The 10,791-nt window shown below is 71.6% G+C and carries 8 protein-coding genes; 7 read left to right on the top strand and 1 reads right to left on the bottom strand.

Features of this window, described 5'->3' with window-relative positions; all coding sequences use genetic code 11:
- Positions 1–64: 64 nt before the first annotated feature.
- Complete coding sequence (locus ACFU8Q_RS33895; RefSeq protein ID WP_384461691.1) at positions 65–1,636, bottom strand: PH domain-containing protein; 1,572 nt, start codon at positions 1,634–1,636, stop codon at positions 65–67.
- A gap of 563 nt (positions 1,637–2,199) precedes the next feature.
- On the opposite strand from ACFU8Q_RS33895, the gene ACFU8Q_RS33890 reads away from it, so the two are divergent.
- From ACFU8Q_RS33890 to ACFU8Q_RS33860, 7 genes are all read left to right on the top strand, one after another.
- A complete protein-coding gene (locus tag ACFU8Q_RS33890) occupies positions 2,200–3,654 on the top strand; it encodes an MFS transporter (RefSeq protein ID WP_384461688.1) in 1,455 nt (484 codons plus the stop codon).
- Between the two features lie 91 nt (positions 3,655–3,745).
- On the top strand, positions 3,746–5,317 hold the full coding sequence (locus ACFU8Q_RS33885; RefSeq protein WP_384461685.1) for an FGGY family carbohydrate kinase: 1,572 nt from the start codon (positions 3,746–3,748) through the stop codon (positions 5,315–5,317).
- Between the two features lie 75 nt (positions 5,318–5,392).
- Positions 5,393–7,066, top strand: a complete 1,674-nt coding sequence (locus ACFU8Q_RS33880) for an FAD-dependent oxidoreductase (protein ID WP_384461681.1) — start codon at positions 5,393–5,395, stop codon at positions 7,064–7,066.
- Positions 7,063–8,616, top strand: coding sequence for an FAD-binding oxidoreductase (locus ACFU8Q_RS33875; RefSeq protein WP_384461678.1), 1,554 nt, complete (start codon positions 7,063–7,065; stop codon positions 8,614–8,616). Before ACFU8Q_RS33880 ends, ACFU8Q_RS33875 begins: the two co-directional genes overlap by 4 nt.
- Before the next feature lie 43 nt (positions 8,617–8,659).
- A complete protein-coding gene (locus ACFU8Q_RS33870) occupies positions 8,660–9,319 on the top strand; it encodes a glycerol-3-phosphate responsive antiterminator (protein ID WP_384461675.1) in 660 nt (219 codons plus the stop codon).
- A gap of 6 nt (positions 9,320–9,325) precedes the next feature.
- Entirely contained in the window at positions 9,326–9,628 is a 303-nt protein-coding gene (locus tag ACFU8Q_RS33865; protein WP_384461672.1) for a putative quinol monooxygenase, read from the top strand.
- Positions 9,625–10,764 (top strand): zinc-binding dehydrogenase, encoded by a 1,140-nt coding sequence (locus ACFU8Q_RS33860; RefSeq protein ID WP_384461669.1) that lies wholly within the window; start codon positions 9,625–9,627, stop codon positions 10,762–10,764. The genes ACFU8Q_RS33865 and ACFU8Q_RS33860 overlap by 4 nt, the downstream gene beginning before the upstream one ends.
- The last annotated feature ends 27 nt before the right edge of the window (positions 10,765–10,791 follow it).

The following is a 10,791-nucleotide window of genomic DNA, read 5'->3' as shown; positions in this document are numbered from 1 at the left end:
GGCCCCGGTGCACACACCGGGGCCCGTGCGGGGAACTCTCGACGGTTCCGGCCACCGAGGCCGGTCACACCTCGCGGTCCGTGGCGTTCGCAGGGGTGTTCACCGGGGATTTCACAGAACCCAGCGCTCGGATGATGCGGTTCAGGTCGGCCGGGGCGGCCGCGAGGCGGACCGGATTGCCCGCGTCATCGAGATTGGCTATGTGCCAGTTCGCGGGGATGGTGTCGCCGTCGCCGCCCCGGGCGCGCCGCACGTCCTTCACGGTGAGCCGCTCCACCGGTATCCGCTTCGCCGCGAACCGGCCGGGGCCGGGGTGGGGCGTCACCGCGGGCGGGCCGCCGCCGCCGAGGACGATGTGGGTGCCGAAGCCGTACGGGTTGTAGTCGGTGTCCTCCAGAAAGCGGGCGGACAGGAACACCTCTTCCCCCTCGGCGGACTCTCCGGTAGCTCTGCCCTCTCCTGCCTCTCGGGCCTCTTCGGGCGTACGGATACGGGTGGCGCGCCAGGCCCGGACGAGGAGACCCAGGGTGACCAGCGAGCCCGCGGCCGCCCATCTGATCGCCACGGAGTCGAGCAGAGTCGTGGGGTGGAGGTAGCAGAGCGGCAGCAACCACAGAGCGGTAGCGACGAGCGGTGCCGCGAACGGAAGGGCCGACGGGAGGACCTCGTCATCGGGCAGCCGACGCCCGCGCAGACGCAACAGCACCCGGGTACCGGGGCAACCCGCGGCAAGGACGAACGCGGCCGCGACCACGGCTGCTTCCCCGGCACCGGGCATGTGCTCGCGCCACACGTGGTGCTCCCCCGCGATCTTTCTCACCTCGCCGCGCCAGGCGGTCAGTTCGACCCTGTCGCCAGGCCGGAACGCCTGGGCGTCCTCCCGCGAGACCGCGACCCTTTCCAGCGGCCGATTGCCGGTGAAGTACACCCAGCTGCTCCGCTTGGGACGGTTGACCTCGGTCCGCGCGATCACAGCCGGCACGGTGGTCAGGCACTCGCCGCGTTTCGTGGCGGGCGTCCCGGCGGAGCACGGGGTGGCCGACCTCCACGCACGCTGATCCGAGGCGGCATCCGGCACGGCCAGCGCGGCCACGCCCGCACACGCCAGCAACAGCACGCACAGACTCGACGCCCCCGCCCAGCCACGCCCGGCGGTGCGGTCCGTGACGACGGGAACGTGGCTCGACTCCGGTGCCCCGTACCGGCGGTGCAGCGCGCGGAGCGCGTCCAACTGCGCGTCGAAGTCCGGATCGTCGGAGGACCGGCTCTGCGGCAGTGGCAGGACCCGCTTGCGGCCGTCGCGCAGCACCAGGCCGACGCGACGGACATCCTGGCCCCGGTGCCTGTGTCTCAGGTGTACACACAGGTCGGCGACCTCGCTCCACGGCGCGATCCGGCGGTGCAGCAGCGTCCGGGAGTACAAGCCGTACGCATCGGCGCCCACCCGGGCAGTGACCGCGCGGAGCGACGCCATGCCAACCAGCGCGAACAGCAGGCCGACGCCCAGCCACGGGTCCGGCCCCCAATACACCGAACGCACCACGGTCACGCCCGCCCCGGTCGCCCCGAGCCCGACGAAGAACCACAGGGCACGCCGGTAAAGGGGGCGGCAACTCACTTCCCGGACATCCGTCATGCCCGGAATCGTGCCATCGACCCGGCTGTGCGTACTTGTGCAGAGTGCGGCAGCTTCCTGGCCCACAACTCTGCCGACCGGATACGAGTCGAAGCGCCGAGCATCCGACGGCCGGCCGCCGGCCGCCCGGCAGGCCGCGGCCGAGGAGGCCAGGACCGCGGACAGGGCCGCCGACACCCCGCTGCTGACCGTCCTGCGCCGTGACCCGGGCAAGCCAGCGAGACGACCTGTCCGCCCTGGAGTCGGCAATGGCGGCGAAGCGGGCGTCTTCCGCGGTCCGACGGGTCACGCGCACCGCCCCGGGGGCCGTCGGATGCCGGCGGGGCAGTGCACGTACCATGAAGTCCCACGTCACGTTTGAGTAACCTGCCGGAAACCCTTGACGTTTCTCCTGACTCGTTCTTAACCTCACTGCGTAGTTCGCATTCCTTGCAGTTCACGTGCTGCGGCGCTTTCCGCAGTGTTTTGACAGGCACAGACATAGACCACCTGTCGGTGGTTTCGTCATGCCTGTTTTTTTGTGCTCCCCGTGCCGCCGATGGGTCTTCCTCGAAGGCGGATTCATGGCACAACGTCCGAGCGTCAAAGGCGTCGCCGACGTCGTTGCGCTCATCGATGGGCTGGGAAAGATCACCGGCCGGGCGCAAGTCATCTGGTTTCTCGTGTTCGGCGGGCTGTTTCTCGACGCCTATTCGAACGCCGCGCTGAGCGCCGGTCTGGGACCGATGACGTCCCAGATGGAGCTCACCAGCACCCAGGTCTCGATCCTCACGGCCACCGCTCCGGCCCTGGCGATCATCTTCAACCCCGTCGGCGGCTGGCTCGCCACCCGGATCGGCCGCGTTCCCCCACTGCTCATCGCCAAGGTGTTCGCCATCGCGGGGGCCCTGCTGGCCGCGTTCGCCGGTGACTTCACCGTCGTCTGGGTCGGCCGGGTCCTGGTGGGTGTCGCGTACGGCATCGACTTCGCCGTCGCCATGGCGCTGCTCGCCGAATACACGCCCGCGAAGCTGGGCGGCCGGCTGAACCTCTGGCAGGCCGTCTGGTACGTCGCCACCACCAGCAACCTCGCGCTCGCCCTGCTCTTCTTCAACCTGGACGTCGGCGCGGACATCTGGCGCTGGTCGGTCGGCTCGGCCGCGGTCGTCGCCGTCGTGCTGCTGCTGGGCCAGTGGCTGATGCTCCGGGAGAGCCCCACCTGGCTGGCGAGCAAGGGCCGGCTGGACGAGGCCGTCGTCAACCTGGACAAGATCTACCGGATCAAGGCCGTCGCCGGTAAGCCCGACGAGGCGACCCGCGCGGCCACCGAGGCGCCCGCCATCGGGTTCCGTCAGGCCGGGCTGCTCTTCAAGGGCGAGTACCTGCCCCGGACGATCCTCTCCTCGGTCATCTCGCTCGGGCAGTCGATGCAGTACTTCGCGGTCGGCTGGTACCTCCCGCTGATCAGTCTGACCATCTTCGGCGAGAGCTTCGAGAAGGCCACCATCGGCTCGATGGTCTTCAACGCCTTCGGTATCGCCGGCGGTCTCCTCTCGGCGTACTTCGGCCGGCGGCTCGGGCTGCGGCTCAGCTCCGCGGCCGGTTTCGCCGGGGTCTTCGTCGCACTGCTCGCGATGGGCCTGACCTTCGAGAAGGTTCCCACTGCCGTGGCGTTCCTGCTGCCGGTGCTGTTCATCCTCTGCCACTCCGCGGGTCCCGGCGCCAACGGCAAGTCCATCGCCGCGCTCTCGTACAGCAGTGATGTCCGCGCCCTCGGCACCGGTGTCACCGGGATGGTCGGCAGCTTCGGCAGTGTCGTCGGGCTGTACGTCTTCCCGCAGATCAAGGACTCGCTGGGGCTCGCCGACACCTTCCTGGTGCTCTCCGTCGTGCCGCTGCTCGGCCTGATCACCTGCCTGGCGATCAAGTGGGACCCGACGAAGGCCGCGTCCCCGGACGAGGCCGCCGGACAGGACCGGGCCGGCGTCGGCGTCCGGGCCGGCGAACCGGAAGACGCGCGCTCCGCGACCGCGCGCTGACCGGGCCCCGGGCCTGCCGCACCACACGATGGTCCCCTCCCCTCTCGTATCCCTCCGCACAGCTCGCGATGCTCGCAATGAAAGGGCTGCAATGACGCAGACGTTCCCCGGCGCCGCCCCACGGCGCGGTGTGCTGTCCATCGACGAGGGCACCACGGGCACCAGGGCCGGAGTCGTCCTCGACTCCGGCGCGGCCCACGAGGTGTTCTACCGGTCGATCAAGGTCAGCCATCCGGACGACCTCTCGGTCGAGCAGGACCCGATGGAGATCTGGAGCGCCACCGTCGAGGTGGCGCGCCGGGCCGTCGGCCGGGCCCGCGAGGAGGGCATCGGGATCACCGCGGTGGCGCTCTCCACCCAGCGGGCCACCGCGATGCTGTGGGACCGGGTCACCGGGCGGCCGTTGCTGCCCGCGGTGGTGTGGCAGGACCGGCGTTACGCCCATGAGCTCACCGCGTACGAGGCGGAGTGGGACGCCGCCCTGCTGGCCCGCCAGGGCCGGCCGGTTGGCGCCCGCGCCCCGTTCCTCTGGGCCGCGCGGCAGATCGCCGCACACCCGGAGGTGGCCGCCGCACACCGCGAGGGCCGGCTGCTCTTCGGCACCGTCGACACCTGGCTGATCTGGCGCCTCACCGGTGGTGCCGTGCACGCCACCACCCCGACCAACGCCGCGTCCAGCGGCGGCTATCTGCTGGAACGGCACGCCTGGGACGAGGAGTGGATCAGCCACCTCGGCTTCCCCCTCGACCTGCTTCCGGAACTCCGCTCCGACGACGCCGGATTCGGTACCACCGACCCGGCCGCCCTCGGGATCGCCGTCCCGCTGGCCGCCTCCATGGGCGACCAGCACGCCGCACTGATCGCGCTCGGCGGTCTCGCCGCAGGGCAGGGCATGTGCGTGTACGGGACCGGCGCCTTCGTCGACGCGGCGACCGGCACCACGCCCGCCCTGCCCCGGCCGGACATCTCCGGGGTGCTCGCCCAGCCCGGCCGGCGGCAGGGCGACACCAGCCACTACAGCCTGGAGGCATATACCTCCACGGCGGGTTCGGCGCTGCGCTGGCTCTGCGACGACCTGGGGCTGTTCGCATCGCCGAAGGAGCTCGGTGAGGAAGCGGGCCGGGTCCCCACCCGGCCGGGCCGCACCCCGCGTTTCGTCCCGGCGCTCGCCGGGGTCCGTACGCCGGTCTGGCACCCGGAGGCCACCGCCTCCCTCACCGGGCTCACCCTCGCCACCACCCGCGCCGATCTCGCCCGCGCCGTGCTCGACGGGATCGCGCACTCCGTGTGCGACCTGATCGACGGAGTCGCCGACACCATGGGCACGCCGTTCACCCGGCTCCGGGTCGGCGGCGGGGTCTCCGGCAGCGACCCGCTCATGCGGATCCAGGCCGACCTGACCGGCCTGCCGCTGGAGCGGGTCTCCGACTCCGCCACCGCCAGCCTGCGCGGCACCGCCTACCTGGCCGGGGTCGCCCAGGGCCTGTGGTCCTCGCTCGAAGAGGTCGTCGAGGCCCAGCCGCACGGCCAGGTCTTCGAGCCCTCGATCGCGGCGGCCGAGCGCGCCGAGCAGCGGGCCGCCTGGCGCGACGTGCTGATCGCCCACCTGAACGACCCCGCCCTGCTCCCCCTGCAGGACCCCGAACCTCACACCCCCCACTGACGGCCCCCGACCGTCGCACTGGCGGCCCGTACCCGACCACGCGGCCGCCGCACCGAAACACCAGGAGTTGATGTTGTGATCACCATGCCCGCCCGGAAGCCGCGGCGAAGCGCCGCGGCGACCCGCCGAACGCCCCTGCTGCTCGACCGGGCAGCCCTCAAGCGCCAGCTGGCCGACGACACGTACGACGTGCTCGTCATCGGCGGCGGCATCACCGGGGCGTACGCCGTGCTCGACGCGGCCTCGCGCGGGCTGCGCGCGGCACTGGTCGAGAAGGACGACTTCGCCTCCGGCACGTCGTCGAAGTCCTCGAAGATGGTGCACGGCGGCCTGCGCTACATCGAGCAGGGCAACGTCAACCTGGTCCGCCACTCGCTCCTGGAACGTCACCGCTTCCGCAAGAACGCCCCGCACCTGGTGCACCGGCTGCCGTTCCTCTTCCCGATCCTGGAGAAGGAGGGCATCTTCGACGCCCGCCTGGCAAAGGGCTTCGAGGGTCTGCTGTGGACGTACGACCTGGTCGGCGGCTGGCGGATCGGCAAGCTCCACCAGCGGCTCACCGTCCCCGAGGTGCTCGCACAGGCGCCGACGTTGCGCGCGGAGAACCTCAAGGGCGGACTGATGTACTTCGACGCCCGCACCGATGACGCCCGGCTCGTGCTGACCATCGTCCGGACCGCCGCCGCGCTCGGCGCGACGATCCTCAACGGCGCCAAGGCCGAGGGTCTGCTGATGCAGATGGGCAAGGTGTCCGGCGCCCGGGTCTCGGCGGACGGCGACACCATCGACATCCGCTCGCGGGCCGTCGTCAACGCGACCGGTGTGTGGACCGACGAGCTCGACGCGAAGGCCGACGACGGTCACAAGCCGCAGGTCAGGCCTGCCAAGGGCGTCCACATCGTGGTTCCGTGGGACAAGGTCCGGATCAACTGCACGGTCACCGTGCCGATCCCCGGCCGGGCCCGCCGCGCGACCTGCACCCGCTGGGGCAACAGCGTCGTGCTCGGCACCACGGACGAGGACTACCAGGGTTCCCCCGACGATGTGCACTGCACCCGCGAGGAGATGGACTTCCTGCTGGAGGGCGCCAACACCGCCTTCGAGGGGAAGCTCACCCCGGACGACGTGGTCGGCTCCATCGGCGGTCTGCGCCCGCTGGTCGGCGGCAAGGAGGGCGCGACGCTCGACATGCGCCGCGACCACCACATCACCGTCGGCCGCACCGGCATGGTGACGGTGACCGGCGGCAAGCTCACCACCAGTCGGCACATGGGCGAGCTCGTCATCGACAAGGTGATGACGGTCCTCGGCCGCAAGGGGAAGAGCCGCACCACCGACCTCCCGCTGCTCGGCGGTGCCGGTTACGACGCCGAGGCCGTCGCGGCCTCCGGTGGCATCGCCGCACACCTCGGCGAACGCTTCGGCACCGAGGCCCGGTTCGTCGGCGACCTGATCCAGGACGACCCGACGCTGGCCGAGCCGGTCGTCGCGGGACTCCCGTACACCAAGGCGGAGGTCGTGTACGCGGCCCGCGCCGAACTGGCCCGCTCGGTCGACGACGTCCTCTCCCGGCGGCTGCGCGCCCGGCTGTTCGCCCGGGACGCCTCCGTCGACGCCGCCGGGGCCGTCGGCGCGATCCTCGGCCAGGAACTGAACCTCTCGGAGGCCGAGGTGGAGCGTTCGGTCTCCGAGTACCTCGCAGCCGTCCGTCACGAAAAGTCCGTACTCCTCGAAGGGGCAGCAGCATGATCAGCCGTCAGACCATCACCCACCCGTTCAACCGGGGCAACTACACGATCGGCGCCCCCAGTTTCGCCAAGTGGGCGCAGAACACCCCGATCGGGGACGGCGAGGCCGCCCTCGAGGTCGACCCGGTCGACGTTCCCGAATCCGTGCTCGAGGCGCTGCGCGGGGCCGCGCAAGCGGTGCACACCTCGCGCGACGAGGTCGTCACCCGGACCCGTGACTGGTGGGCCGGCTCGATGATCGGCGAGACCGAGGGCCGTCCGGCGACGCCGAACGCCGTGATCGTCGAGGCCGCCGACGCCGACCAGGTCGCGGCCGTGCTGCGGATCTGCCACGAGGCCGGCATCCCGGTCACCCCGTCCGCCGGCCGCTCCAACGTCACGGGCGCCGCGCTCCCCGTCTTCGGCGGCGTCGTCCTGGACGTCTGCGGAATGAACGAGATCACCGGCTTCGACGCCGAGTCGAACATCGTGGACGTCCAGGCCGGCATGTTCGGCGACCTCTTCGAGAAGCAGCTCCAGGAGGAGTACGGCGTCACCACCGGCCACTGGCCGTCCGCGTTCGCCGTGTCCACGGTCGGCGGCTGGATCGCCTGCCGGGGCGCCGGCCAGCTCTCCACCCGTTACGGCAAGATCGAGGACATGGTCGTCGGCGTCGACGTCGTGCACGCGGACGGTACGCGTGCCACGTACGGCGACTACGCCCGCGCCGCGGTGGGCCCGGACCTGCGCCAGCTGTTCGTCGGCTCGGAGGGAACCCTCGGCGTCATCGTCTCCGCGCGGCTGCGCGTCCACCCGCTGCCCGAGTACGCGAACGCCGTCGCGTTCGGCTTCAAGACCTTCGCCGAGGGCCTGGACGCCTGCCGCAGGATCATGCAGCGCGGTGCCACCCCGGCCGTGCTGCGGCTGTACGACGCCCTGGAGTCGGGCACCCACTTCGGCCACCCGGAGACCAACCTCCTGCTGATCGCCGACGAGGGCGACCCGGCCATCGTCGACGCCTCGATCAAGGTGGCGCGGGAGGTCTGCGAGGCGTACGGCCCGGAGCTGGACAGCAAGGCGGTCTTCGAGCGCTGGCTGGACGAGCGGATGCTGGTCGGCAAGTCCGCCGACGGCTTCAAGCCCGGTCCCGGCTTCGTCGCCGACACCCTGGAGATGGCCGCTTCCTGGACCGACCTCCCGGTGATCTACGACGAGGTGGTCGCCGCGATCCAGTCGGTGGACGGCACCCTGGCCGCCTCGGCCCACCAGTCCCACGCGTACACCGACGGCGCCTGCGTCTACTTCTCGCTGCGTGGCGAGGTGGCGCCCGAGTCGCGGCGCGACTGGTACCGCTCGGTGTGGGACGCGGCCAACGCCGTACTCATCGAGCACGCGGCGGCGCTCAGCCACCACCACGGCTGCGGCCTGCTGCGCGGCCCCTACCTGGAGGAATCCCTCGGGGCGGGCTTCGCGACGTTCGTCGCGGTGAAGAAGGCCCTGGACCCGGCCGGCATTCTCAACCCTGGCAAACTGGGCCTTCCCAGCCGATTCGGTACGTCCCCGCTGAACTGACCTCAGCAGCCACGAACCCTCCTTCTCCAGGCAGGCCCTTGCCATGACCTCTTCCCCCTCCCGGTCCGGTGCCGCGCTCGACCCCCGGCTCGCCTCGGCGTTCGCCGAGGTGCCGGTCGTCGCGTCGGTCGTCGGCACGCAGCCGCTGCGGCAGTTCCTGACCGCACCGGCCAAGGTGTGCATCCTCGCGTCGCTCGCGGTGGGGCAACTGCCCCAGGTCGTGCCGGCACTGGGCCGGGCGGGGAAGACCGTGTTCGTGAACGTGGACAGCAGCCCCGGGCTGGCTCAGGACCGGGGCGCGCTGGAGTTCATCAAGAACATGGGCGCGCACGGCGTGGTCAGCACCCGGCTCTCCCTCATAGAGAAGGGCCGCCCGCTCGGCCTGCTGACGATGATGAAGGTGTTCGTCACCGACCGGTCCAATCTGCGCCGCTCCACGGACGCGATCTCGCGCGGGGCGCCGGACCTGGTCGAGATCATGCCCGCCCCGATCATCGGCCGGATGAGCGCGCAGGCACAGCGCGCGATGTCCCCGTCGGTCGCCGCCGGCTTCGTGGAAACCGCCGCGGACGTGGCACTCGCGCTGGCCCTCGGGTCGGCCGCGGCAGCCACGTCCGACCCCCGCCTCTGGCACCTGCGCCGGGACCAGTTGCCGCCGGTCCCGCCCACCGCCCTGAAGAGGCCTCCCGCACCCCAGGAGTAAGCCCCCATGACATACGTAGTCGTCGCCCGCTACCGCACCAGGGCCGGTGAGGAGAACACCGTCCTGCCCCTGCTCGACACGATGGCCACCGCCTCCCGCCAGGAGCCGGGCAATCTCGCCTACCGGGTCCACCAGGGCACCGAGGACCCGCGGGCGATCGTGCTGTACGAGGAGTACGGCTCCGAGGCCGACTTCACCGCGCACTGCGCCTCCCCGCACTTCCAGGAGATCGTGCTCGGCAAGGTCGTCCCGCTGTTGGAGAGCCGCGACGTGCTGCGCTGCGCCCCGCGTCCGGAGGTGCGGGCGTGAAGACCCGTGCGGTGGTGCTGCGCGGGATATCGACGGCCCGCCCCTACTCCGAGACCCGCCCGGTGGAGGTGGAGGAGCTGGAGCTGGGCGCCCCGCGCGAGGGCGAGGTGCTGGTCCGTATCGCGGCCGCCTCGCTCTGCCACTCGGACCTCTCCGTGGTCAACGGCGACCGGGTCCGCCCGCTGCCGATGGCGCTCGGCCACGAAGCGGTGGGCGTCGTCCAGGACACCGGACCGGGTGTCGGCCGGGTCTCCCCCGGTGACCATGTGGCGCTCGTGTTCGTGCCGAGCTGCGGCTTCTGCGCCGACTGCGCGGCGGGCCGGCCCGCCCTGTGCGCGCGGGCAGCGGCGGCGAACGGATCGGGCGCGCTGCTGCACGGCCCGTCGCTGCTGACCGACGCCTGCGGCAACCGGGTCAACCACCAGCTGGGCGTCTCCGCGTTCTCCGAACACGCGGTACTGGCCCAGGAGTCGGTGGTCCCGATCCCCAAGGACATCCCGTTCACCGTGGCGTCGATGTTCGGCTGCGCGGTCCTGACGGGCGCGGGGGCGGTCATCAACACCGCGGCCCTGCGTCCCGGCCGGTCGACGGTGGTCTACGGCCTGGGCGGCGTGGGGCTCTCGGCGGTGCTGGGCGCCCGGGCGGCGGGGGCGTACCCGATCATCGCGGTCGACCCGGTCCAGGAGAAGCGCGAGCTGGCCGTCCGACTGGGCGCGACACATGCGTACGCCCCCGGCGAGGCGGTCGAAGCGATCCGTGAACTCACCTCCGGTGGCGCCGAGTTGGCGGTGGAGGCGGTAGGCAGCCCCAAGGTCATGGCGGAGTGCCTGACGGCCGTGGCCCGGGGCGGCACCGTCGTCTCGGTGGGCCTCCCCGCACCCGACCGGGTGCTGGAGGTCCCGGCGCTGGCGTTCGCGGGCGAGGGCAAGTCCCTGCTCGGCTCGTACATGGGCGACGCGGTACCGCGCCGCGACATCCCGAGGTTCCTGGACCTGTGGCGGGCGGGCCTGATGCCGGTGGAACAGATGCATACGGGCACACTGCCGCTGGCCGACATCAACGCGGCGATGGAGGAGTTGGCTTCGGGCCGGGCGATCCGCCAGGTCATCGACACGTCGGGCATGTTGGACGTCTGACGCGATCCGGCCCGCGCCCCGGTGCCG

It is taken from the genome of Streptomyces sp. NPDC057543 (assembly GCF_042801895.1).
In the GTDB taxonomy this organism is placed as follows: domain Bacteria; phylum Actinomycetota; class Actinomycetes; order Streptomycetales; family Streptomycetaceae; genus Streptomyces.
The sequence above is the reverse complement of the archived record's forward strand: the minus strand, read 5'-3'. Positions and strand labels throughout refer to the sequence as shown.